At 75.1% G+C, this 21,610-nt stretch carries 21 protein-coding genes; 4 read left to right on the top strand and 17 right to left on the bottom strand.

Features of this window, described 5'->3' with window-relative positions; all coding sequences use genetic code 11:
• Window positions 1–28: 28 nt before the first annotated feature.
• Together MLUT_RS12240 and MLUT_RS12235 are read right to left on the bottom strand one after the other, a co-directional pair.
• The gene (locus tag MLUT_RS12240) at window positions 29–2,194 is read right to left on the bottom strand and encodes an alpha/beta fold hydrolase (RefSeq protein WP_010079661.1); all 2,166 of its coding nucleotides are present in this window, start codon (window positions 2,192–2,194) and stop codon (window positions 29–31) included.
• Window positions 2,195–2,289: 95 nt separating this feature from the next.
• A complete protein-coding gene (locus tag MLUT_RS12235) occupies window positions 2,290–2,739 on the bottom strand; it encodes a DUF3806 domain-containing protein (RefSeq protein WP_010079662.1) in 450 nt (149 codons plus the stop codon).
• Window positions 2,740–3,000: 261 nt separating this feature from the next.
• Between MLUT_RS12235 and MLUT_RS12230 the strand changes: the two genes are divergently transcribed.
• Window positions 3,001–3,477: a low molecular weight protein-tyrosine-phosphatase gene (locus MLUT_RS12230; RefSeq protein ID WP_010079663.1), complete on the top strand. Its 477-nt coding sequence runs from the start codon at window positions 3,001–3,003 to the stop codon at window positions 3,475–3,477.
• A 134-nt stretch (window positions 3,478–3,611) separates the two neighbouring features.
• Here MLUT_RS12230 and MLUT_RS12225 read toward each other — a convergent pair whose 3' ends face one another.
• Genes MLUT_RS12225 through ftsH form a run of 9 tightly spaced genes read right to left on the bottom strand, consistent with a single transcriptional unit; the run spans window position 3,612 to window position 11,954 of the window.
• Entirely contained in the window at window positions 3,612–4,562 is a 951-nt protein-coding gene (locus MLUT_RS12225) for a Rossmann-like and DUF2520 domain-containing protein (protein ID WP_010079664.1), read from the bottom strand.
• Window positions 4,559–6,244: a PH domain-containing protein gene (locus tag MLUT_RS12220; RefSeq protein ID WP_010079665.1), complete on the bottom strand. Its 1,686-nt coding sequence runs from the start codon at window positions 6,242–6,244 to the stop codon at window positions 4,559–4,561. Before MLUT_RS12220 ends, MLUT_RS12225 begins: the two co-directional genes overlap by 4 nt.
• A complete protein-coding gene (locus MLUT_RS12215; protein WP_010079666.1) occupies window positions 6,241–6,753 on the bottom strand; it encodes a PH domain-containing protein in 513 nt (170 codons plus the stop codon). The genes MLUT_RS12220 and MLUT_RS12215 overlap by 4 nt, the downstream gene beginning before the upstream one ends.
• Complete coding sequence (locus tag MLUT_RS12210) at window positions 6,734–7,267, bottom strand: DUF3180 domain-containing protein (protein ID WP_010079667.1); 534 nt, start codon at window positions 7,265–7,267, stop codon at window positions 6,734–6,736. Before MLUT_RS12210 ends, MLUT_RS12215 begins: the two co-directional genes overlap by 20 nt.
• On the bottom strand, window positions 7,264–7,908 hold the full coding sequence (folK, locus tag MLUT_RS12205) for a 2-amino-4-hydroxy-6-hydroxymethyldihydropteridine diphosphokinase (protein ID WP_010079668.1): 645 nt from the start codon (window positions 7,906–7,908) through the stop codon (window positions 7,264–7,266). The genes MLUT_RS12210 and folK overlap by 4 nt, the downstream gene beginning before the upstream one ends.
• Window positions 7,905–8,285, bottom strand: coding sequence for a dihydroneopterin aldolase (gene folB / locus MLUT_RS12200; protein ID WP_010079669.1), 381 nt, complete (start codon window positions 8,283–8,285; stop codon window positions 7,905–7,907). The genes folK and folB overlap by 4 nt, the downstream gene beginning before the upstream one ends.
• The gene (gene folP, locus MLUT_RS12195) at window positions 8,282–9,199 is read right to left on the bottom strand and encodes a dihydropteroate synthase (RefSeq protein WP_010079670.1); all 918 of its coding nucleotides are present in this window, start codon (window positions 9,197–9,199) and stop codon (window positions 8,282–8,284) included. The genes folB and folP overlap by 4 nt, the downstream gene beginning before the upstream one ends.
• A gap of 26 nt (window positions 9,200–9,225) precedes the next feature.
• The gene (gene folE, locus MLUT_RS12190) at window positions 9,226–9,846 is read right to left on the bottom strand and encodes a GTP cyclohydrolase I FolE (RefSeq protein ID WP_010079671.1); all 621 of its coding nucleotides are present in this window, start codon (window positions 9,844–9,846) and stop codon (window positions 9,226–9,228) included.
• Window positions 9,847–9,863: 17 nt separating this feature from the next.
• Window positions 9,864–11,954: an ATP-dependent zinc metalloprotease FtsH gene (gene ftsH / locus MLUT_RS12185; protein WP_010079672.1), complete on the bottom strand. Its 2,091-nt coding sequence runs from the start codon at window positions 11,952–11,954 to the stop codon at window positions 9,864–9,866.
• A gap of 394 nt (window positions 11,955–12,348) precedes the next feature.
• On the opposite strand from ftsH, the gene MLUT_RS12180 reads away from it, so the two are divergent.
• Window positions 12,349–13,416, top strand: a complete 1,068-nt coding sequence (locus MLUT_RS12180) for a putative endonuclease domain-containing protein (RefSeq protein WP_010079673.1) — start codon at window positions 12,349–12,351, stop codon at window positions 13,414–13,416.
• Window positions 13,417–13,456: 40 nt separating this feature from the next.
• On the opposite strand, the gene hpt is transcribed toward MLUT_RS12180, so the two are convergent.
• The 4 genes from hpt to MLUT_RS12160 are packed head-to-tail and all read right to left on the bottom strand — an operon-like array spanning window position 13,457 to window position 17,806.
• A complete protein-coding gene (gene hpt, locus MLUT_RS12175) occupies window positions 13,457–14,008 on the bottom strand; it encodes a hypoxanthine phosphoribosyltransferase (RefSeq protein WP_002858265.1) in 552 nt (183 codons plus the stop codon).
• A 49-nt stretch (window positions 14,009–14,057) separates the two neighbouring features.
• On the bottom strand, window positions 14,058–15,242 hold the full coding sequence (tilS, locus tag MLUT_RS12170) for a tRNA lysidine(34) synthetase TilS (RefSeq protein ID WP_010079674.1): 1,185 nt from the start codon (window positions 15,240–15,242) through the stop codon (window positions 14,058–14,060).
• Entirely contained in the window at window positions 15,229–16,461 is a 1,233-nt protein-coding gene (locus MLUT_RS12165; protein WP_010079675.1) for an Rv3626c family coenzyme F420 biosynthesis-associated protein, read from the bottom strand. The genes tilS and MLUT_RS12165 overlap by 14 nt, the downstream gene beginning before the upstream one ends.
• A 34-nt stretch (window positions 16,462–16,495) precedes the next feature.
• A complete protein-coding gene (locus MLUT_RS12160) occupies window positions 16,496–17,806 on the bottom strand; it encodes a D-alanyl-D-alanine carboxypeptidase/D-alanyl-D-alanine-endopeptidase (RefSeq protein WP_231936621.1) in 1,311 nt (436 codons plus the stop codon).
• 220 nt (window positions 17,807–18,026) lie between these two features.
• Here MLUT_RS12160 and MLUT_RS12155 point away from each other — a divergent pair, with 220 nt between their 5' ends.
• Together MLUT_RS12155 and MLUT_RS12150 are read left to right on the top strand one after the other, a co-directional pair.
• The gene (locus tag MLUT_RS12155) at window positions 18,027–18,614 is read left to right on the top strand and encodes an inorganic diphosphatase (RefSeq protein ID WP_010079677.1); all 588 of its coding nucleotides are present in this window, start codon (window positions 18,027–18,029) and stop codon (window positions 18,612–18,614) included.
• An 89-nt stretch (window positions 18,615–18,703) separates the two neighbouring features.
• Window positions 18,704–19,333 (top strand): hypothetical protein, encoded by a 630-nt coding sequence (locus tag MLUT_RS12150; protein ID WP_012750696.1) that lies wholly within the window; start codon window positions 18,704–18,706, stop codon window positions 19,331–19,333.
• A 27-nt stretch (window positions 19,334–19,360) separates the two neighbouring features.
• Here MLUT_RS12150 and MLUT_RS12145 read toward each other — a convergent pair whose 3' ends face one another.
• Entirely contained in the window at window positions 19,361–20,170 is an 810-nt protein-coding gene (locus MLUT_RS12145) for an HAD family hydrolase (RefSeq protein WP_010079680.1), read from the bottom strand.
• Window positions 20,171–20,285: 115 nt separating this feature from the next.
• Window positions 20,286–21,569 (bottom strand): serine--tRNA ligase, encoded by a 1,284-nt coding sequence (gene serS, locus MLUT_RS12140; RefSeq protein ID WP_010079681.1) that lies wholly within the window; start codon window positions 21,567–21,569, stop codon window positions 20,286–20,288.
• Window positions 21,570–21,610 lie beyond the last annotated feature (41 nt).

Here is a 21,610-nt window from a genome sequence, read left to right as displayed (position 1 = left end):
GGTCACACGCGGCGCCGGGCCCGGCGGCTCAGCCCGCCGTCGACGACGGCCGCGTCAGCCCCAGCGTCTCCGGGGCCACCGGGGCGCCGGCGTCGAGGACGTGCTCGCCCAGGAAGCCGAGGACGACCTCGTACCAGACCTTCGCGTGCTGCGGGGCGAAGATCCAGTGGTTCTCGTGCGGGAAGTAGAGGAACCGGTGGTCGGTAGTGCCGTCCGCGGCGGCCGGCCGCCCGGACTTCGCCAGCAGGTCCGACCACAGGCGCAGCCCCTCGCCGATCGGCACGCGGTAGTCCTTGTCGCCGTGGATGACGAGCATCGGGGAGACGATCTCCCCCACGAACCGGTGCGGAGAGTTCTCCTGCTGCATCTGCTCGTCCATCTCGCGGGCCCAGTAGAACGCGGCGTCCGTCGTCGGGCCGAAGCCGTCCAGCGCCCACAGCGAGGCGTGCGTGACCACGCACCGGAACCGATCGGTGTGCCCGGCCACCCAGTTCGCCATGTAGCCGCCGAACGAGCCGCCCATGGCGGCGGTGCGGTCGCCGTCGACGTCCTCACGCGCCACGACGGCGTCCGTGAGCGCCATCAGGTCCGTGTAGGGCGCCTGGCCCCAGCGGCCCCAGCCGCGTTCGATGAAGTCCTGGCCGTAGCCCGTGGACAGCGCCGGGTCCGGCAGCAGCACCGCGTAGCCGCGCGCCGCCATGATCCACGGGGTCCAGCGCCAGCTCCACGCGTTCCACGACCCCAGCGGCCCGCCGTGGATCCACAGCAGCAGCGGGTGGCCGCCGGCCGGCGCCTCCCCCTCGGGGAGCACGAGCCAGCCGCGCACGCGCGTGCCGTCCTCGGCGACGGTCTCCACGTCCTCGAGGGTGCCCGGGATCGCGGGGCGCTCCACGGGGTTCGGCAGGCGGGTGACCTCGCCCGTGGCCAGGTCGATCCGCGCCACCTCCGGCGGGAACAGGTAGGAGGAGCGGACGCCGTAGGCCGTGGCCCCGTCCGGGGAGAGCACGACGTCGGTCCACGCCTCGTCCTCCCGGGTCACCTGCGCGACGGCGCCGGTGGCCACCTCGATGCGGAACACCGGGCGGCGGCCCTCGGAGTCCGCGAGCGCGATCACCGCGGAGTCGTCCGGCAGCCACGCGACGACGTCGGCCCACCGGTCCCAGCCGTGGGCCAGGGGCGTGGTCTGGCCCGTGGCCGTGTCCATCACGTACAGGCGCGGGTGCACGGCGGAGTGCGGGGTGGAGTCGGGGGTGCGGACGACGACGGCGCGCGTGCCGTCGTGGCTGACGGGGCCGACGGCCACGTCCTCACCGGGGACGTCGTGCAGGACGCGGTGCTCGCCCGTGGCCAGGTCCACGCGCACCACCGTGCCCTCGCGCACGTTGCCGCGGGCCTCGGCGGTGGTGGCCGTGGTGATCAGGAACGAGCCGTCCGGGGCCACCTGCGCGCCGATCCCGAACGCGTGGGAGCGAGGGAATCCGGAGACGTGGCGCAGGTGGTGCGCCACGTCGTCGGCCTCGGGAGCCAGGCCGGAGGCGGCGGGGCCGGGCTCGGCGGCGTCGGCGTCCGTGGCGGGCTCGCCCTGCGGGTCCGGGCCGGCCTCGAGGACGAAGAGCTCGGGGCGGGCGGGGCCGAGGTCGTGGTCCCAGAAGCGGATGGGGTAGCCGGTGTGCAGGATGGCGTCCACGCCGGCGTCCTTGCGGGTCTGCGCGAGGGCCGCGTGCTCGGCCTCGGTGGTCGCACCGAGCAGCCGGTCCGCCGTGACGACCACGCGGTCCGCCGCGGAGGCGCACGTGACCGCGGCGACACCGCCCGGGCGGGAGAGCACCACGCGCGCCTCGCCGCCCCGGGCCGGCAGGGCCCACAGGGCGCTGCGCTTCTCGGCCTCGGCGTCGGCGGGGTCGGGACGGGCGGAGGTGAAGAAGAGGGTGCCGTCCGCGGCGAACTGCGCGCCGGCCTCGCCCTCGCGGGAGCGGGTCAGGCGGTGGGCGGGGCGCTCGCCCGCGGGGTCGACCTCCCAGAGGGCGGTGGCGTAGCCGGTGCCCTTCGCGTCCCGGGTGGCGACGGTGGTCACCAGGCGGGCGCCGTCCGGGCTGAGGGTGAGACCGGCGACGCGCGGCAGGGCGGTGAAGGCGTCGAGGTCGTGGAAGGGGGTGGCGGGGGTGTTGTCCGGGCTGTCCGGGGTGGAGGTCATGCGTTCGTTTCTATCGGCCCGCACGTGATCCGGGCAAGACGAAGGGCGGCGGGGTGGTGGCCTCGAGGGCGGGCCGCCCCGGTGCCCGCCGCGCCTCAGGCGCCGGGCAGGGTGCCGGCGTCGGCCCGGATCTGCTGGAGCTGCTCGCCGAGCCAGTCGACGTACTCGCCCATCCACTCCCCCGTGGCCTGATGGTTCCAGCTCTGGCCGACCACCGGCTGCGGGAAGACGACGGCGTCCGAGAGGGTGTCCCGCAGCGCGAGGGCGGGCCCCTCCTCATCCGCGACCGTCACCCACTGCATCCCGTGGCGCGCGCCCAGGTGCTCGCCGAGCAGCACCGCGACGACGTCCAGCAGCACCGCCAGCTCCTCGGGGTCCAGCTCCTCGGCCTCGGCCTGCGAACGGGCCAGCACGGCGTCGTAGTAGGCGGCGACCGCGTCCAGGTCCAGGTGGTCCACGCCCTCCTGCGCGGCGAAGTCGCGACGGACGCGCACCCACTCCCGCTCGGGCTCGGTCAGGGGGCTCATCTCGGGCTGGTCGGTCATGGCCTCCATCCTGCCAGGCGCGTCGGGCGCCGTCATTGCCGAAGCAGGCGGCGCCGGCCGCGCTTTCGTTCGGGAAACCGCGGCGTGTCACAGCGCTTTCGTTCGGGAAACGGCGAGGAACCGGGGGACGGACCGCCGGAGGCCTCCGATCCTCCAGCGGGAGCACTCGTGGACGCACCCGATGTGGTGCCGCCAGCGACGAGGCGAGCGTGCGGGCCGTCGTCGTCCGCCGCCCCCGCCCGGACTTGAGACACTGGCCCCATGCGCATCATGACCGTCTGCCTGGGGAACATCTGCCGCTCGCCCGCCGCCGAGGCCGTGCTGAACCGCAAGCTCGCGGAGGCTGGTCTCGACGACGTCGAGGTCACCTCCGCCGGCACGTCCGGCGAGCACGTGGGCGCCCGGCCGCATCACCTCACCCGCGAGGTCGGCGGCGAACTGGGCTACCAGTTCCCGACGGTGGGGGTGCAGCTGTCCACCGACCTCGTGGACGACGCCGACCTGATCCTTGTGATGGACGAGGCCAACCTCGCCGACGCGCGGCGGCTCGCGACCACGGACGAGCAGCGGGACCGGATCCACCTGATGGGCGAGTTCGCGTCGGATGCGGACAGCGCCGGGGTGCGCGAGGTCCCCGATCCGTACGGGTGTCCGCGGCCGCAGTTCGAGGAGATGTACCGGCAGATCGAGGACGCAGCAGACGGCGTCGTCGCCGCGATCCGCGACGGGCGCCTCTGACGGCCGGGGCGCGGTCCCGGGGTCCCGTCCCAGTGACGTGAACGCCGCCGGAAGCGCCCGTTTCGTCAACGAAAGCGGCCCGGGACCCGCCGTTTCCCGAACGAAAGCGGGGGGCGGGGGCGGAGGGGGATCGGTCAGTCGTCGTGGGGGTCGTCGGAGCCGTCGAGGACCTCGCGCAGCCGCGCCGCCGTGTCCGCGCGCAGGGTGCCGCGGGTCTCGGCGCGGTCGGTCGTCGCGCGGGCGAGGGTCTCCCACACGGCCCGCACGTCCGCCGGCAGTCCCCCGGCCTCGAGCTCGCCGAGGGTCTCACGGTGGGTCCGCAGCGTGTCGACGTCACCGCGGGCCACGGGGCCGGTGAGGGCGCCGTCGCCGTCCGTGAGCGCGTTCTCCAGCGCGGCGGTCATGAGCGAGCGCAGCACCCGCTCCGGGTCGGCCACCCCGATCGTCTCCAGGATCTGACGGGCCTGCGCCGTCAGCGTCACCAGGTGGTTCGACCCGTGGGACAGCGCCAGGTGGTAGGCCGCCCGGTCGGCTTCCTTCACGACCACGGGCTCGCCGCCCATCTCCACCACGAGCGCCTGGGCCACGGGCAGCACCACGGGGTCCGCGGTCACGCCGAACACGCAGTCCTGCAGCCGGGCGACGTCGAGGCTCAGCCCCGTGAACGTCATGGCCGGATGGATCGCCAGGGGGATCGCCCCGTGCGCGCGCACCGGCTCCATCACCCCCACCCCGTAGCGGCCCGAGGTGTGCACGAGCAGGTGGCCGGTCTGCACGTGGCCCGCGGCGGCCAGGCCGGTCACGAGCGCGCCCAGCGCGTCGTCCGGGACGGCGAAGACGACCATCTCCGAGCGGCGCAGGATCTCGGGGATCTCCAGGACGGGCACGCCCGGCAGGAGCATCTCCGCGCGGTCCCGCGAGGCCTCCGAGACGGCGTGCACGCCCGTGATCGTGTGGCCCGCAGCCCGCAGCGCCGAGCCCAGCACGGCCCCCACACGGCCCGCGCTCACCACGCCGACGCCCAGCCGCCCGGGCCGCTGCGCCGGGTCGTGCGGGTCCAGGCTCAGGTCGAGTCCGCCGGTCATCGCTCCTCCTCGCTGCGCACGGCGGGGACGTCTGCCCCGCTCTCCTCCCCGACGCCGGCACCGCCGGCGACGCCGGCCCGCGCCAGTTCGCGGCGGCCCACCTCGGTGGCCGCGACCTCGCGCGTGCGCTGCTCGAAGCGGGCCAGCTCCTCAGGGCGCATCCACTGGTCGCGGTCGGCGAGGCGACGCGAGACGGCCGCGTGCCGGGCCTCCCGGGCGTACAGGTCCACGGCCACGTCCTCGTCGAGGTCGCGGACCACGGCCTTCGCCCCCGCGACCCACACGCGCACCGTGGCCAGACCCAGGCGTCGCTGCACCGGGCCCTGGGCCAGCTCGGCCGCCTGCACGCGCTCGTGCTGGAGGGTCTGCAGCCGGCGGTTCAACCAGCCGCTGCGCACCACCAGCAGGGACCGCGTCGTCGTGAAGCCGATCCGCCGCCAGGCGAACCAGTTGAACCACCACCTGCCGCGCCGCGGCACGTGCTGGAAGCCCCCCTCCGTGCCGGAGCCGTGCACGCCCAGGTGCATGAGCCCGGCGGGGGTCAGCCCCTGCGCGGCGCGCGGATCACCGTCCAGGCCCGGTTCCGGGGCCACGACCGTGAGGACGCGGAGCACGTCCTCCCACGGGCCGACGGGCAGCGCCACGTCCCGGGCGCCGTCGGACTCCTGCCCGTAGCCGGCCACCGCCATGTTCACCCGATACCAGCCGAAGGGACGCCAGAACACGGGCTGGGAGACGGTCACCCCCTGCACCCGCCCCGGGGGAACGGTCTGGTGGGTGGTCTCGGTGAGCCCGTGCCGCAGCCGCAGCCCGTCCGGTGAGCGGCGCACCTGGAAGCCCCAGCCGGCGTTCAGCCGGGACCACGCGACGCCGGCCACGGAGAACAGGGCGGGCAGGGACGCGGCCGCGCCGATCCCGGTCAGGGTCTCCCCCTCGTCCAGCACCGCCTCGGGCAGCAGCGCGACCACGAGGGCGAGACCGCCCAGCCAGATCAGGGACCCGGCCAGCACCCCCAGCACGCCTCCGGAGAGCAGGACGGAGCCGAGGAGCCGCCCCGCGGGCACCTGCAGCATGAGTTCGCCGGCGTCCACGGCGTCGGGATCGGCGTCGGGGAGGCCGGGCTCGGCCGCGCGCTCCGGGGCGGACGCGTCCGCCCCGGCTCCCCCGAGCACCCCCGACGCGCGGTCCAGGATCTCCCGGCGCACCGCTTCGGCCTCGGCGCGGCGCAGGAAGGACAGCTCGAGCGCGGACTCGCCGCCGTCGGCCGCCTCGACCTTCACCGTGGCCAGCCCGAGCAGCCGGGCCACGAGGGGGTGCTGCAGGTCCACCGCCTGGATGCGGTCGTAGCGCATCTGCCGCCGGCTGCGGAAGAGCCAGCCCTGGCGCAGCTCGATCCGGTCCTCCCCGCAGCGGAACCGGGTGAACCACCAGGAGAAGAAGAACACGAGGCTGATCAGCAGGGTGGCCCCCAGCAGGATGCCGCCGGCCACGAGCAGGCTGCCGTCTCCGCCGCCCGGGACGTCCTCCCCGCTGAACCGGCCCGCCGCGAAGTCCTCCACCGCGTTGCGGCCCACGAAGAACAGGATCAGCAGCAGGAAGGTCCAGCCGCGCACCCAGGGCGAGGCGGGGTGGACGCGGACCCAGCCGGCGTCGTCGGCGGGGGGCGGGGCGGCGGCGCTCACAGGCCCGCCAGCCGCGCCTGGCCGCGCGCCATGAGGACCTCGCGAAGCTCCTCGGCCCTCTCGCGGGGCACGCCCTCCAGGGTGACGTCCCCGCCCGCGGCGGCGGTCTTCAGGGTGAGGGTCTGCAGCCCGGCCCGGCGCAGCAGCGGGCCGTCCGAGACGTCCACGTACTGCAGGCGGCCGTACGGCACCGCGTATACGCTGCGGAACAGGATGCCCTCGCGCCACAGGACGTCGTCCTCGCGCTCGGCCCAGCCCATCGCGCGCACGCGCCGCGGGATCAGGATCAGGTCCACGATCCAGGACACGACGACGACGGCCGGCAGCCCCCACGCGGCCCACGCGGCCATCCCCGCCCACGGGCCGGTGAGCTTGAGGATCAGCGGCACGGAGAACCCGGCAAGCCAGATCAGGTGGCCGATGGACGTGGCGATGAGCTTCACCGTGGTCAGCCGCGGCGAGGCCGGCGTGAAGGCCACGCCGCTCAGGTCAATGCCGGGCACGGGCATACCCTCCTTCGGTCTCGGGACGGGCCGGTCGGCCCCGGTCCGGGGACCCATCCTGCCCACGACCGCCCTCGGGCGCATCCTCCTCAGGAGGGATCCGGCACCACCGTTCGACGATCAGCCCCACCACCAGCAGGACGAGACCGCCGGCGGCCTGCAGGGCGGCCTCCCGCACGGTCGGCGCCCCGACGCCGGCTCGCAGCAGCACCTGCACCGCCACACCGGCGTGCCAGCCGCCGAGGGCCGCGCCCGCGAAGCCGGAGGCCTGGCCGAGCACGAGGGTGCGGGCCGCGGCGAGCGGGTCCATCCGCGCGGCGGCGGGCTTCTCCCGGTCGCGGCGCACCCGCCAGCCCAGCGCGAGGCACAGCACGGAGACCGCGGCCACGGTGATCAGGCCGCTGCGGCCCACCACGGGGGCAGGCCAGCCCAGGGACGGCGCGGCGAGCCCGGCCAGCCAGCCGAGCACGGCGGCCGCCAGCACCACGAGCAGGGTCCACCCGGAGCGCAGCGCGATCACGTGGCCTCCCTCCCGAGTGCGTCCGGGCGTGCCGGGCGGAGCGGGACGACGTCGTCGGTGCCGGCCAGCAGCCGGTGCCGCTCGGGCTCCTGGCGGCGCACCCCGGGGGCGTCCGCGGCGACGGCGGCGAGGTCGGCGACGGGCGTGCCGGCGAGCGTGGCGTCCGCGTCGAGCCACAGCCACGGCAGCAGCACGAAGGCCCGCTCGGCCGCGCGGGGGTGCGGCAGGGTGAGGTCCGGGTGGTCGCTGCGCACGTCCCCGTAGGCGATCACGTCCACGTCCAGGGTGCGCGCGCCCCAGCGGACCTCGCGCCGCCGATGGTGGTCCTGCTCGAGCCGGTGCGCCACCGCGAGCAGCTCCCACGGCGCGAGGTCCGTGCGCAGGGTGACCACCTGGTTGAGGTAGTCGGGCTGGCCCGGCGGCCCGCCCACGGGCGCGGTGACGGCCCGGGGCGAGGCCCGGACGTCCGTGATGTGCGGCAGCGCGGACAGGGCGGCGACGGCGGCGTCGAGCGTCTGCGCGGGCTCGCGCAGGTTGGCGCCGAGGGCCAGCACGGCCGGGACGGGCGCGTCCGGGCGGGCGCCCAGCTCCGGGACGGGCACGGGGCCCTCGGCCGGGTGTGACCAGTCGACGGTGCTCACGCGAGATCCCCCCGGGTGCGGTGCACGGTGACGGCGGCATCCGCGAAGTCGTGCGGGATGGGCGCCTGCGGCTTGTGCACGGTGACCTCGACGGCGGCCACCACGGGCTGCTCGGCGAGGACGGCGCGGGCGATCCGGTCGGCGAGGGTCTCGATCAGGTCCACCGGCTCCCCGGTGACCAGGCGGACCACCGTGTCCGCGACCTCGGCGTAGTTGGCGGTGCGGGCGAGGTCGTCGCCGGCCGCGGCGGGGCCGGCGTCGAGGTGGAGGACGACGTCCGTGACGAACGGCTGCCCGTCCCGGCGCTCGTGGTCGAAGACCCCGTGGTGCCCGACGGCGGACAGCCCGGCCAGGCGGATGCGGTCCCGGGCGGTCACGGCAGCACGTCCTCGGAGACGGGCTCACCCGGCGGGGCATGCGCCCCGACCCAAGCGGCGGCCGTGCGGACGGCGTCGGCGCTGGCGCGCACGTCATGCACGCGCACGCCCCACGCGCCCTGGGCGGCGGCGAGGGCGGAGATCGCCGCGGTGGCGGCGTCGCGCGCGGCGGGCGGGGCCGGGGCGCCGTCGTCGTCCGCCAGCAGGGTGCCCAGGAACCGCTTGCGCGAGGCGGCGACGAGCACCGGATGGCCCATGGCGCGGAGCCACTCGAGGCCGCGCAGCAGCTCCCAGTTCTGCTCGCCGGCCTTCGCGAAGCCCAAGCCCGGGTCCACGATCAGCTGCGCGGGCTCGACGCCCGCGGCGAGGAAGCGGCCGGCCACGTCCCGCAGCTCGCACACGACGTCCGGGACGGTATCCGCGTAGACGGCCAGACCGTCCATGGTCTGCGGGTTCCCGCGGTTGTGCATGAGGATGTATGGCGCGCCCGACGCGGCGATCAGCGCCGGCATCTCCGCCTCGTGGGCGAGGCCGGAGACGTCGTTGACGATCACCGGCCCCAGCGCCAGGGCGGCCCGGGCGGTGGCGGTGTGGCGCGTGTCCACGGAGACGACGACGTCCTCGGCCAGCAGCGCCTCGATCACGGGCAGGATGCGCGCCTGCTCCTCGGCCGGCGGCACGGCGCGGGCCCCGGGGCGGGTGGACTCGCCGCCCACGTCCACGATGTCCGCGCCGTCCGCGACCATGCGCCGGGCGTGGTCGAGAGCCGCGCGGACGGTGGCGTGCTCCCCGCCGTCCGAGAACGAGTCAGGGGTGACATTGAGGATGCCCATGACCAGGGTCCGGTCCGCGGGCAGCCGCCCCAGCAGGGCGCGGTTCGCCTCCCGCGCCGCCGCGTCGATGCTCTCGTCCACGTGTCCTCCTCCGCCGTCGGTGGTCCTCAGCCGTGCATGATGAGGCTCATCGCCTCGGAGCGCGTGGACGGATCCCGCAGCTGGCCGCGCACCGCCGAGGTGACGGTCTTCGCGCCCGGCTTGCGCACGCCGCGCATGGACATGCACATGTGCTCGGCCTCCACCACCACGATCGCCCCGCGCGGGGCCAGGTGCTCCATGAGCGCCTCCACCACCTGCGTGGTCAGCCGCTCCTGCACCTGCGGACGCCGCGCGTACAGCTCCACGAGGCGGGCCAGCTTGGACAGCCCCGTCACGCGGCCCTCGGCGGAGGGGATGTAGCCGATGTGCGCGGCGCCGTGGAACGGCACCAGGTGGTGCTCGCACGTCGAGTAGAACGGGATGTCCTTCACGAGCACGAGCTCCTCGTGCGCGATGTCGAACGTGGTGCCGAGCACCTGGTCCGGGCTCTGGTGCAGGCCCGCGAAGAACTCCGCGTACGCCTTGGCCACCCGCGCCGGGGTGTCCGCCAGGCCCTCGCGGTCCGGGTCCTCACCGATCGCCAGCAGGATCTCCCGCACCGCCGCCTCGATGCGCGGCCGGTCGACCGCGGTCGAGTCCGGGTCGAACGTGCCGGGGACGGCGTCGTCGGGGGTGTGGGCTGTCATGCGGGCCTCCTGCGCGGTCAAAAGGTCGGTCCCTCGCCGGGGCCCGGCGTGTTGCTCGGACCGCCGTGCGGCGGCAGGCCGGGGCCGGCCGCGTCCCCGCCCAGCGACGACGGCGGCGCGCCCTCCGGACGCACCGGCACCGTGGTGCCCTCGACGCCGACGGGGGTCTGCTGCCCGCCGTCGTGGCGCGAGCGGCGCTCGGAGGGGGAGAGCACCGGCGGGATGTCCTGCGGGAGCCGGTCGTCCGAGGCCAGCCACACGCCGCGCTCGGGCCGCTTGCGCACGTCCGCGAAGATGGCGGCGATGGCCTCCTGGGTGAGCGTCTCCTTCTCCAGCAGCTCGTAGGCCAGGCGGTCCAGGACGTCCCGGTTCTCCGTGAGCACCCAGTGGGCCTCGGCATGGGCCTGGTCCAGCAGGGTGCGGACCTCGGCGTCCACCAGGTACGCCAGCTCCTCGGAGTACTCGCGGGAGGAGCCGCCGGCGGCGCCGCCCATGAAGGGCTCGGAGCTGCCGCCGCCGAGCTTGACGGCGCCCACCTTGGCGGACATGCCGTACTCGGTGACCATCTTGCGGGCCGTGTCCGTGGCCTTCTGGATGTCGTTCGCGGCGCCCGTGGACGGGTCCTTGAACACGATCTCCTCCGCCACGCGCCCGCCCATCGCGTACGCGAGCTGGTCCAGGAGCTCGTTGCGGGTGACGGAGTACTTGTCGTCCTCCGGGACCACCATCGTGTAGCCCAGGGCGCGGCCGCGGGGCAGGATCGTGATCTTGGTGACCGGGGCGGAGTTGCGCAGCCCGGCCGCGACGAGCGCGTGGCCGCCCTCGTGGTAGGCGGTGACCTTGCGCTCGTGCTCGTTCATCAGGCGGGTGCGCTTCTGCGGGCCGGCCATCACGCGGTCCACGGCCTCGTCCAGGGCGTGGTTGTCGATCACGTTGTTGTTCGAGCGCGCCGTGAGCAGCGCGGCCTCGTTGATCACGTTGGCCAGGTCCGCACCCGTGTAGCCGGGGGTGCGCTTGGCCAGGGAGCGCAGGTCCACGTCCAGGGCGATCGGCTTGCCCTGCGCGTGCACCTCGAGGATCTTGGCGCGGCCCTCGAGGTCCGGGGCGTCCACGGGGATCTGGCGGTCGAAGCGGCCCGGGCGCAGCAGCGCCGGGTCCAGGACGTCCGGGCGGTTGGTCGCGGCGATCATGATGACGTTCGTGGAGGCGTCGAAGCCGTCCATCTCCACGAGCATCTGGTTCAGGGTCTGCTCGCGCTCGTCGTTGCCGCCGCCGATGCCTGCGCCGCGGTGCCGGCCGACGGCGTCGATCTCGTCCACGAAGATGATGGCGGGGGCGTTGGACTTGGCCTGCTCGAAGAGGTCGCGCACGCGCGAGGCGCCGACGCCCACGAACATCTCCACGAAGTCGGAGCCGGAGATCGAGTAGAACGGCACGCCGGCCTCACCGGCCACGGCCTTGGCCAAGAGGGTCTTGCCCGTGCCGGGCGGGCCGTAGAGCAGCACGCCCTTGGGGATCTTGGCGCCCACAGCGCGGAAGCGGTCCGGCACGGTGAGGAACTCCTTGATCTCCTGGAGCTCCTCCACGGCCTCGTCCGCGCCCGCGACGTCCTTGAACAGCACGTCCGGGTTGTCCTTGTTGATCAGCTTGGCGCGGGACTTGCCGAACTGCATGACCTTGCCGCCGCCGCCCTGCATGCGGGACATCAGGAACCAGAACAGCAGTGCGATGAGCAGGAACGGGACCATGAAGCCGAGCAGCGAGAGGAACCAGTTGCTCCGCACCGGCTCGTCCGTGTAGCCGTCCAGGGCCGAGTCGTCCACCGCGGTGACCACGTCCGTGGCGCGCGCGGCGGCGAAGTAGAAGTAGACCTCCTTGCCGAGGTCCCGGTCGTCCTGCTTGTACGGCTCACGCAGGGTGAGGTCCACGCGCTGGTCCCCGTCCACCACGCGGGCCTGCGCGGCCTTGTCGTCCTTCAGCAGGGCCATGCCCACGTTGGTGTCCACCATGGTGCGGCCGCTCTGTGACGTGGTCAGCGGGATCGCGACCGCGAGGACCAGCAGGCCCAGCAGGATCCAGACGTAGGGCTTGTTGAACAGCTTCTTCACGGTCCGAGTGTCTCCTGGTCTGCCGCGGGGGCCGGGCTGCCCGGGGCGGCCGCCGTGCGGCCGGGGCCGGCGCAGGGCCGACGTCGCGCCCGGGTCAAGCCCCCACGGTACCGGCCCGGCCCGGGTGTCCGCTGACTGTTCGCGTCAGGTGGACAGGGCGCGGGCGGTCAGCCGGCGACGACGTCGGCCAGCACCGTCCTGACGTCCCCCGGGAATGCAAGGGGTCGGAATGGCGCGTGGATCGCACCTCAGAGCGACCGCTTGCATGACAGGTCGCCGGCGCTGCGTTCGCGCCCCTGCGTCCCCGCCTGCACAGACCCCCGCGCACCCGCACTCCTCCCCAGAGCCACGGCGGCCCAGGACGCCGCCCGCCCCACCGCGCCAGGCTGGCACCATGCGTCGCCCCGCCCCGCTTCCCGTGGCCTTGCTGGACGGCCCCTTCACCGCCGCGCAGGCGAGGGCCGCCGGCCTCGACCGCAACCGGCTGCGTCGCTCCGACGTCGAACGCCCCGCTTCCCGCGGCCTCTACCGCCGGCGGGAGGCCGCCCCGGCCGCCGTCGAGCGCCCCGTGGCCGGCTCCTCCCCCTACCGGTGGAGCACCCCGCTCTCGGCCACCCAATGCGAGCTGCTGCTGCGGCTCGCCCGGCACCGCGCCACCACGGTGGTGTCGCACCAGACCGCGGCCCGCGCCCGGGAGATCTGGCTGCCGGAGCGACTGGACGCGGGGGACGGCGTCCACGTGAGCCGCCCGCGTGACCGTGGCCGCCTCGCCCTCCCCGGCGTCACCTCCCACCGGACAGCGCTCCCGCCCGCGGACGTGGAGCGCGTGCGGCTCGGCGCGCTGGCCTGGTACGTCACCGCCCCGCCCCGTCTCTGGGTCGACCTCGCGGCCCTGCTCGACGACGACGAGCTCGTCATCCTCGGCGACCATCTCGTCCGCCGGGCGCAGCTGTCCGGCGGTCCGGGCGCCGCCGAGCGGACCCGGGCGGCCCTGGCCCAGGCGGCCGAGGCGAGCCCGTCCGCGCACAACCGGCGACGACGGCTCCGCACCGCCGCCACGCTGGTCCGGGTGGGGGCGCACTCGCCGAAGGAGACGCGGCTCCGGCTCGCGCTGACGGCCGCCGGGCTCCCCGAGCCCGACCTGCAGCTCGAGGTCTGGGACCCGGAGTTCTCCCTGCACCACCCCGCGACGGCGGACCTGGGCTATCGGCAGGCGAGAGTGGCCCTGCACTACGACGGCGGCCACCACGGCGCGGATCGTCAGATCGACCGCGACGTGCAGCGCAACGCGGCCTTCGAGCGACGGGCCTACCGGAACATCACCGTGTCCTCCTCCGACGCTCGCCGAGGATTCACGCGCGTGATCGTGGAGGTGCGCCGTCACCTCGAGAGCGCCGGCGACCTGTCACGCAGGGAGTCGGAATGGGGCGGAGATCCGGCATCGGAGCGACACCACACGTGACAGGTCGGCCCCGCCGGGCCCCGCCGGGCCGGGCCCGCGGTCAGCTGTACACGTGCGGGGCGAGCGTGCCCACGAAGTCCAGGTTGCGGTACTTCTCCGCATAGTCCAGGCCGTAGCCCACCACGAACTCGTTGGGGATGTCCCGCCCGACGTACTTCACGTCGATGTCCACCTTCATGGCCTCCGGCTTGCGCAGCAGGGTGCAGATCTCGACCGAGGCCGGGCCGCGGGACTCCAGGTTGGCCTTGAGCCAGGACAGGGTGAGGCCAGAGTCGATGATGTCCTCGACGATCAGGACGTGCCGGCCCGTGAGGTCCGCGTCGAGGTCCTTGAGGATGCGCACCACGCCGGAGGACTTGGTGCCGGAGCCGTAGGAGGAGACGGCCATGAAGTCCAGCTCCACGTGGGAGTGCAGGGCGCGGGTGAGGTCGGCGACCACCATCACGGCGCCCTTGAGCACGGCGACGATGAGCAGGTCCTTGTCCGCGTAGTCGCGGTCGATCTGGCGGGCCAGGTCCGTGATCGTGTCCTGCACGTCCTCGCGGGACATGAGGACGTGGGTGAGGTCGTTCTGAACATCCTGTGCGTCCATGCGCCGCTCCTGGTGAGTGCTCGTGCGGGAATGCCGGGCCGGGCCGCAGTCAGGGACCGGGCAGGCGGGGGATGAGGTCCAGTCTGGCACACGCCCGATGCGCGGCCACCCCGCCGGGCAGCTCCACCGGACCGGCCGACGTGCCCCCCGCGTGGGCGCCCGTCACGAGGGTGTCCACCGCGAGGATCCGTTCGCGGGGCGGGGCCTGCCCTCCCGCGGCGCGGGCGGCGCGCGCGATCACGCGGTGGCGCACGGCGGCGGGCAGCGCGGCCAGGGCATCCAGGTCCAGGGAGACGACGCGCGGGTCCCGGGCGGGCGGGTCGACGCGCAGCCGGGTGAACTCGTCGCCGGCCCATGCGTCGAGGGCCGCGGCGTCCTCGGCCGCGATGGCCGCGGTGCGCACCAGCCCGGCCCGCACGCCGGGGCCGAGGCCGGCGTCGGGGTCCTCGAGCGCGGGCAGCACGCGGGTGCGGACCCGCGAGCGCAGCAGCGCGGGATCGCGGTTGTGCGGGTCCTCGAACCAGGTCAGCCCGGCCCAGCGGCAGATCGTCTCGGTGTCCGCGCGGGTCAGGCCCAGCAGGGGGCGGACGACGGCGGCCCCGCCCGGCAGCGTCCCGCGCGCCGGGATCCCCGCGAGGGACCGCGTGCCGGACCCGCGTGCGAGCCCGAGGAGGACCTGTTCGGCCTGGTCGTCGGCGGTGTGGGCGGTGAGGACGACGGCGGCGCCCGCCCCCGGGACGGCGTCCCGGGCGGCGGCGGCGAGGGCCTCCCGGCGGGCACGCCGGGCGTTGGCCTCGGGGCCGTCGCCGGTGCGGGCCACCTCGACCCGCGTCACGGTGACCGGGGTCAGACCGAGGATGCGGGCGACGCCGGCGGCGGCCGCTGCCACCGCGTCGCTGCCCGACTGCAGCCCGTGGTCCACCACGGCCGCGCCGATCGGGTTGAGTCGCCGGCCCTCCCGGGTGCCCACGAGGACGGCGCAGGCCAAGGCGAGCGCGAGGGAGTCGGCGCCGCCGGAGAGGGCGACGAGGCCGCGGGAGTGGTTCCCCGCCCGGCCCGACACGGCATCCGCGCGGCAGGCCCCGTCGCCCGCCAGGGCCTCCCGCACCGCCGCGACGGCCCGGTGCAGGGGCTCGGGCCAGCGGGTGCGCGGCGGCCATGCGCCGACCGCGGGCAGGCCGCCGGCCCCGCCCGCCGGCGTCGGCCCCGGGTCCCGCACCTCAGGCCTGGGCACGGATGCGCGCCACCCACGTCTCGGGGGCGTGGAGCTCGGCCTCGCTCGGCAGCAGCTCGGGGGCGTCCCAGACCACGTTGAACCCGGCCATGCCGAGCTCGGCCACGGCGGTGGCCACGAACCTCTGGCCGTCGCGGTACTGGGCCATCTTGGCGTCCATGCCCAGCAGACGGCGGAGCATGCGGTCCAGGGGCGAGCGACGGTCGCCGCGCTCGTCGAAGCGGCGGCGGATGGTCTTGACGGAGGACACCACGGAGGAGTCGACGCCGTCCATCACCACGTTCGCGTGCCCCTCGAGCAGAGACATCACGGCCGTCAGCCGGGACAGGCGCTCCCGGTCCTCCTCGTCCTGGATCGCACCGAGCAGGCCCGGCACGGGCCGGGCCGGGGCCGCGTCCTGCGCGTCGTGTCCGTCCCGTGTCCCGATCCGGCCGGCGTCGGCCTCCCGACCCAGCGGGTTCGCCGCCGCGAGCGCGGAGCGCAGGCGCTCGGGCAGGGACTCAGCCTTGTCGAACAGGCCGACGGTGAGCGCCGTGATCTCGGCCCGCAGGTGCTCGCGCAGCCAGGGCGCGGCCGCGAACTGCACACGGTGGGTCTGCTCGTGCAGGCACACCCAGAGGCGGAAGTCCGCCGGGTCCACGTTGATCTCCGCGCGGACCTGCGCCACGTTCGGGGCCACGAGCAGCAGGCGTCCGCCGGCGGGGCCGCCCGCCGTCCCCCCGGGGCCGGGCAGCGCGATGAACGGGTCGTACTGGCCGAGGATCCTCCCGGACATCCACGCGAGGATCCCGCCCATCTCCAGGCCGGTGGCGTGCCGGGTGACGCGGGTGGTGGCGGCGGCGTGCTCGCGGGGCCGGGTGTCCCGCAGATGCGCGAACGTGGGGTCGAGCAGCGTGGCGAAGGACTGAGTGGCGGCGCGCGACCAGGTGGGACGGTCCACCACGAGCACCTGCGAGTCGCGCAGGTCCCGTGCCGCCTCGAGCCCGGTCAGGCGGTGCACGTGCGGCACGGCGGCCTCCGCGGCGGCACGCAGGCCCTCCGCCTCGCGCGTCGCCTCCCGCGGCGTGAACCGGGGGCCGGCGCCGGCGAGGGACCGTGCGGTCCGTGCTGCGAAGGCCCAGTCCACCGGGTGGGCGACGGCGGGGCCCGGCTCGGCGAGGCCGCCCGGCTCGGCGTCCGCCGCGGCGCGGGGGCGGTCGGTCGCGTGGTCGTCGCTCATGGGCTCCATCAGATCACAGGGCCCGGACCTCGGATCAGAGCCCGGCGACGGCGCTGACGGCCTCGTCGACCGCCGCGCGCGCGGGCTCCAGCTTCCACTGCAGATCCGAGCAGATGATGCTGAACGCGAGGACCCGCCCGGACGTCGTGGTGACGGTGCCGGTGAGGGAGACCGTCTGGTCGAGCGTGCCGGTCTTCGCGGCCACGGCCTGCCGCGCGGGGGCAGCCGGGAACCGGTCGCCCACGGTGGAGTCCTCGCCGGGCCGCGGCAGGCCCTCCAGCACGGCGCCCAGGGCGGGCGTGCGGGCCACCCCGGCCACGACGCCGGCCAGCTGGCCCGCGCTGACCCGGTTGTCCGGGGAGAGTCCGGAGGAGTCCACGAGCGCCATCCCGGCGGTGTCCACGCCGAGGTCCTCGGCGGTGGCCGTCAGCAGCTGCGTGGCGCCCTCGTGGGTGGCGGGCAGGTCGGCGGCGGGCGCGGCCGTGTGGGCCAGGGCCTCGACCACCTGGTTTTCCGAGTGGGCCAGCAGGTACGCGACCTGTTCCCCCACGGGCGCGGACTCCACGCCCGCGACGGGGGCGGCGGCGAGGACCGTGGCGCGCGGCACCTCGGTGGCCGGGATCGTGTCCCGCAGACCCACCTCGAGGTCGGCGCCGGAGGCGGCCACCGCGTCGTCGAGCGCGGCCTGGAAGGTGAGCGCGGCGAACTGCGCCGGGTCCTCGATGCGGTCCTCCCCGGTGCCGGGGGCCTCACGGCCGCCGTAGGTGGCCAACGGCTGCACCGGCGCGATGTTGCCGCTCTCCGGGATGTCCGACGTCCAGCGCGGGTTCAGGGCCGTGCGGTCCGCGAAGAGCCGCAGGTCCGCGCTGACCACCACCTGCCCGGTGACGCCGTCCTCGACCAGCCCGGCCACGGTCTGCTCCGCGAGGGTGCGCAGGCCCGCGCGGCCGGAGACGTGCGTCGAGTCCGAGGCGCCCGTGCCCAGCAGCACGTCGCCGCCGCCCACGAGCACCAGCTCGGTGGCCGCGCCGTCCGCGGTGGGCTGGGCCACCACGGTGGTCTGCAGGGTCGTCTCAGGACCCAGGGCGGAGACGATGGCCGCGGCGGCGAGCACCTTGAGCGAGGACGCGGGGGCCACGGGCTCGTCCGCGTCCCGCGCGTACAGCACCTCGCCGGTGGCCAGGTCGCGGAACTCGGCGGAGACCGTGCCCGGGGACGTCTCCAGCCCCGGCTCGACGGCGGCCGCCACCTCGGCCGCGGTGGGGCCGGCGGACGGGGACGACGACGTCGGCGCGGCGGTCGAAGTCGAGGCGGACGCGCTCGACGGGGCCGTCGGCGCGGTCACGGGCCCGCAGGCGACCAGGACGGCCGCGAGTGCGGCCAGGAGGACGGCGGGGAGCGAGCGGCTCCGGGGGCGTTCCGTGCGTCGATCCCGACGCCCAGCGCGCCCCGTGTCCACCTGTCCCATGCGTCCATCATGACGGACGCCCCCGGTAGGCTGACGGCAGCACCGCCGGTCGGCGCCGCGCCGCCCGGACACCCCACCCTCTGTGCGAAGGAGAGTCATGGCGCACGACGTCACCATCGAGATCCCCGCGGGCTCCCGCGTGAAGTACGAGTTCGACCACGAGACCGGCCGCCTGCGCCTGGACCGCGTGCTCTTCACCTCCATGCAGTACCCCACGCACTACGGCTACTTCGAGAACACCCTCGGCGAGGACGGTGACCCGCTGGACGCCCTCGTGTACCTGCCGGGCTTCGACCTGGTGCCGGGCTGCGTCGTCGAGGCCCGCCCGGTCGGCGTGTTCAACATGACCGACGACGGCGGCGGCGACGCCAAGCTGCTGTGCGTCCCGGCGGACAAGCGCTACGACCACATCACCGAGCTCGAGCACGTGGAGGAGTCCCTCAAGCAGGAGATCGAGCACTTCTTCACCCGCTACAAGGACCTCGAGCCGGGCAAGTGGGTCAAGGCCGAGGGCTGGGAGGGCCGCCCGGCCGCCGAGGCCGAGCTCGATGCCTCCATCCAGCGCTTCGACGCCCAGGGCGAGGAGTCCCCGACCGACGAGCCCCAGGGCCGCCAGGTGGACACCGAGGAGGCGCAGCCGGCCACCGAGGAGGGTGAGGAGACGGACGAGCCCCAGGGCCGCTGACCCCCGCACCGCCCACGCGCGCGACGCCGGCCGCTCACCCCTCGGGGTGGGCGGCCGGCGTCGTCTGCGGGCTGGCAGAATCGACGACCATGTTCGTGCTCACCATCAACCAGCGGGACACCCTCGACGCCGGCGACCGCGTGGACGCGTTCCTGCGCGCCCTCCAGGACGTGCCGGGGCTGGGCGACGCCGTCGTGCTCCCGTTCCAGCGCGCCGTGGGCGACGAGCTGATCGGCGCCGTCGAGGACCCGCACGTCGCCGTGGACGTGGCGCTGCGCGCCCTGCGGCCGCGCCGCTGGAACGTGGGGGTCGGCGTCGGGACGGTGACGCACGCGGACGGTGCGGCGGGCGTGCCCGCCTCCGGGGACCTGCACGACGCAGGCGGGCCCGGTCTCGCGGCGGCGCGGCGGGCCGTGGAGGCGGCGGCCGTGTCCACCGCGCGGATCCCGTTGGCCGTGCGCGGCCGGGACGAGGATGCGGCGGCTGAGGCCGAGGCCGTGCTGCGGCTCGTCGGGCAGCTCGTGTGGTCCCGCACCGACGCCGAGTGGGCGGTGCTGGACCTGCTGGTGCCCGGGGTGCGCGGCCAGCAGAAGCCGGCGGCCGCCGCGCTCGGGATCACGGCGCAGGCCGTCTCGCAGGCGGTGCAGCGCTCCTACTGGAACGAGGAGCACGCCTGCCGCCCCGCCGCCGCACGCCTGCTCACGCTGGCGGGGGGCTGACCCGGCGGCCCGGGCCGGTCGCGCCGCTCAGGCCGCGGCCGGCTCCTCGAGGAGCGAGCGCAGCACCGTGGCGAGCCCGTGCTCGTCCACGTGCCCGGTGACCTCGTCCGCGGCGGCCACCACCTCCTCCACGGCCTGGCCCATGGCCACGCCGCGGCCGGCCCAGCGGAGCATCTCGATGTCGTTGCGGCCGTCGCCCACGGCCACGGTGTCCTCGGGGGCCACCTTCAGCACGGTGCGCAGCGCCTCGAGCCCGGACGCCTTGGTCACGCCCGCCGCGGCGACGTCGAGCCACGCCGTCCAGCCCACGGAGTAGGTCACGCCGGACAGGCCGAGGCCCTCCACCGCGCGGCCGAACTCCTCGGCGGAGGAGTCCGTGGAGAACACCACGAGGCGCACGGCCGTGGTGTCCATCAGCTCCTCGAACGTGACGCCCTCCGCGGCCACGCCGAAGGACGTGTCCTGGAACCGCTCGGTGGAGCGGAAGGTGCCGTCCGGCAGCTCGAGCGCGTACTTGGCGCTGGGCAGGCGGTGGCGCAGCTGGGTCAGGACCGAGCGCGGGTCGAAGGTGCGCAGGTCCGTGACCTCGTAGCCCTCCTCCAGCTCGGGGTCCAGGCGCAGCGTGACCCCGCCGTTGGAGCACACCATGAAGCCGGCGTCGATCCCCAGGGAGCGGGCCACGGGCAGGGTGGCCCCGCGGGAGCGGCCCGTCGCGATGACCACGTGATGCCCGGCGTCCAGCACGGCCCGCACGGCCGCGCGCACGGGCTCATGCAGATGGCCGTCATGGTCCACGATCGTTCCGTCCACGTCCAGGCACACGAGCTTCTTCGTCATGACCCCCACCCAACCACACGGCCCGGACACGACGGCGACGCGCGGGTGAACCGCAGGGGCGCCGCGGGGCAGGCGGGCGAGGCGGCCGACGCCGCCGGGGGTCGACGTCGTCCGCTCAGACCAGCTCGAAGCGCTCCATCCCGCCGAGGTAGGGGCGCAGCGCGGCGGGCACGGTGACCGAGCCGTCCGCGTTCTGGTGGTTCTCCAGGATCGCCACGATCCAGCGGGTGGTGGCCAGGGTGCCGTTGAGCGTGGCCACCATGCGGGTCCCGCCCTTGGAGCCGTCCTCCGTGCGGACCCGCTCGCGGATGTTGAGACGGCGAGCCTGGAACGTGGTGCAGTTCGAGGTGGACGTCAGCTCGCGATAGGTGCCCTGCGTGGGGACCCAGGCCTCGCAGTCGAACTTGCGGGCGGCGGAGAGGCCGAGGTCGCCGGCGGCGATGTCGATCACGCGGTACGGCACCTCGATCGCGCCCAGCATCCGCTCCTCCCACGCCAGCAGGCGCGCGTGCTCCGCCTCCGCGTCCTCCTGTGCGGCGTAGATGAACATCTCCAGCTTGTTGAACTGGTGCACGCGGATGATGCCGCGGGTGTCCTTGCCCGCCGAGCCCGCCTCGCGGCGGTAGCACGTGGACCAGCCCGCGTACCGGACGGGGGCGGACACGTCCATGATCTCGCCCGCGTGGAAGCCGGCCAGGGCCACCTCGGAGGTGCCCACCAGATACAGGTCGTCGCGCTCGAGGCGGTAGATCTCGTCGTCGTGCTCGACGTCGAAGCCGGTGCCCTGCATGGTCTCCGGACGCACCAGGGTGGGCGGGATGACCGGCACGAAGCCGTTCTCCAGGGCCAGGTCCAGGCCCAGCTGCATCAGGGCGAGCTCGAGACGCGCGCCCACGCCCGTGAGGAAGCTGAACCGGGCGCCGGAGACCTTCGCGCCGCGCTCCATGTCGATCGCCCCGAGCAGCTCGCCGAGCTCGAGGTGGTCGCGCGGCTCGAAGCCCTCGGCGGCGAAGTCGCGCGGGGTGCCGACCTCCTTGAGGACCACGAAGTCGTCCTCGCCGCCGGCCGGGACGCCGTCGACGATCAGGTTCGGGAAGGCGCGCTGCAGCTCCGCGAGGCGGGCCTCGGCGGCGCCGGCGGCCGACTCGGCCTCCTTCACGCGCGCGGCCAGGTCCTTCACCTCGGCCAGCAGGGCCTGCTTCTCCTCGCCCTTCGCCTGGGCGACACGCTTGCCGAAGGCCTTCTGCTCCGCGCGCAGCTGCTCGAAGCCCGCGATGGACGAGCGGCGGGCCGCGTCTGCCTCGACCACGCGGTCCACGAGGGACGCGTCCTCCCCGCGGGCCTCCTGGGAGGCGCGGTACTTCTCGGGCTGCTCGATGAGGTCCTTGACGTCGATCACGTGCGCCAGCCTAGCGGGCGGGGCCGACGCCTAGACTCGGG

Source organism: Micrococcus luteus NCTC 2665 (assembly GCF_000023205.1).
GTDB classification, from domain to species: domain Bacteria; phylum Actinomycetota; class Actinomycetes; order Actinomycetales; family Micrococcaceae; genus Micrococcus; species Micrococcus luteus.
Note: the sequence above shows the minus strand (reverse complement) of the source record. Positions and strands in the feature narration are given on the sequence as shown.

What these genes read in the sequence shown, in the direction of transcription:
- MLUT_RS12155 (WP_010079677.1), top strand. Translation starts at nt 18,027, where the DNA reads ATGGCGCACGACGTCACCATCGAGATCCCCGCGGGCTCCCGCGTGAAG.
- MLUT_RS12215 (WP_010079666.1), bottom strand. Translation starts at nt 6,753, where the DNA reads ATGCCCGTGCCCGGCATTGACCTGAGCGGCGTGGCCTTCACGCCGGCC.
- MLUT_RS12165 (WP_010079675.1), bottom strand. Translation starts at nt 16,461, where the DNA reads ATGAGCGACGACCACGCGACCGACCGCCCCCGCGCCGCGGCGGACGCC.
- MLUT_RS12150 (WP_012750696.1), top strand. Translation starts at nt 18,704, where the DNA reads ATGTTCGTGCTCACCATCAACCAGCGGGACACCCTCGACGCCGGCGAC.
- MLUT_RS12145 (WP_010079680.1), bottom strand. Translation starts at nt 20,170, where the DNA reads ATGACGAAGAAGCTCGTGTGCCTGGACGTGGACGGAACGATCGTGGAC.
- folE (WP_010079671.1), bottom strand. Translation starts at nt 9,846, where the DNA reads ATGACAGCCCACACCCCCGACGACGCCGTCCCCGGCACGTTCGACCCG.
- hpt (WP_002858265.1), bottom strand. Translation starts at nt 14,008, where the DNA reads ATGGACGCACAGGATGTTCAGAACGACCTCACCCACGTCCTCATGTCC.
- MLUT_RS12225 (WP_010079664.1), bottom strand. Translation starts at nt 4,562, where the DNA reads ATGACCGGCGGACTCGACCTGAGCCTGGACCCGCACGACCCGGCGCAG.
- MLUT_RS12235 (WP_010079662.1), bottom strand. Translation starts at nt 2,739, where the DNA reads ATGACCGACCAGCCCGAGATGAGCCCCCTGACCGAGCCCGAGCGGGAG.
- MLUT_RS12240 (WP_010079661.1), bottom strand. Translation starts at nt 2,194, where the DNA reads ATGACCTCCACCCCGGACAGCCCGGACAACACCCCCGCCACCCCCTTC.
- MLUT_RS12230 (WP_010079663.1), top strand. Translation starts at nt 3,001, where the DNA reads ATGCGCATCATGACCGTCTGCCTGGGGAACATCTGCCGCTCGCCCGCC.
- MLUT_RS12180 (WP_010079673.1), top strand. Translation starts at nt 12,349, where the DNA reads ATGCGTCGCCCCGCCCCGCTTCCCGTGGCCTTGCTGGACGGCCCCTTC.